Source organism: Oleiphilus sp. HI0086, assembly GCF_001635225.1.
Genome location: NZ_LWFZ01001482.1, coordinates 1 through 1,048, shown reverse-complemented (window position 1 = coordinate 1,048; position 1,048 = coordinate 1). Strand labels below are relative to the sequence as shown.

At 37.4% G+C, this 1,048-nt stretch carries 1 protein-coding gene; it reads left to right on the top strand.

Going from position 1 to position 1,048, the window contains the following annotated elements:
* Positions 1-385 (top strand): hypothetical protein (locus A3756_RS28950; protein WP_231875637.1); only part of this gene is annotated, 385 nt, incomplete at its 5' end.
* Positions 386-1,048 lie beyond the last annotated feature (663 nt).

Genomic DNA, 1,048 nt, shown 5'->3' with positions numbered 1-1,048 from the left:
TCAAATATCCGGATGCATTAAACTGAACACCTTCGAACGATACGTAATTGAAAAATCAATTGCTTCGATTATCCAAAAGGTCATTGGTCAATTCAGTGTCCAATCGACTTTGAAGTTGAACGATCCTGTTAGTGACAATTGCCCTATTAAGGTCCACCCAATAACTTTGGGCTTCAGGTTTCAGGAAGGAAAATGCGTCATTAAACCTCAAGCACTCCCACTTAAAACCGAAACCAAACACGTTGAAAATGGAGAGCCAGTTATCACACAAATACGGCTCTGCGACCTTTCTGATCAATCATTCATGACAACTGTAAGAAAACTCATGACAGAGCAAAATATACCCCACTCGAAATACACAAGCCTTGAAAAATGCGTAGTTTGAATTTAACCAACGACATAATCGCAAGGTTCTATCGCACCTAAATACACTAAAAAACCTGAGCACAACATGTTAGTGCTCAGGATAGGGAATTTGGCCATTTTAAAACTAAAAGACACAACTTTTCGAAACCTTGTGCTCAGGATAGGTTTTACCACCTGTAATTTGAGATTTCAGAAGTTTGTGCTCAGGATAGTATTTTATGCTCAAGGTCATCGTACATCATTCTTTAAAGCCCTCATCTATGTGCACAAATAAGTTATTTTTTGTGCTCATCATTCCTGAGCATTTACAAAACAAAGGAAGTGCTCAGGAATAATGAGCATAAACCTTACGATTTAAGTTTTTACATCTTTGTGAAATTAACTGAAGCATATAGAGTCTGGAAGTGGATTGTAAATTCGACCTTGAACTTAAGGCTCTTCTAGCCAGTGTTCGTAGAGAAATTAATCCAGATACTTTACGTACCCTGCACAAACTAAGTGACCAATCGTTAACTATTAACTTTGGAGAGCCCAAACATCAAACTTTTCAAAACCCGAAACTACCAATTTTTAAAAAATGCTTGCTCGAGTTTAATAAAGCCAAATAACGCCATCTCCAATCGCGTTAAAAATACACCTATAAGGATGAGCATAAAGGGTTTATGCTCAAGTAGGGATTTTG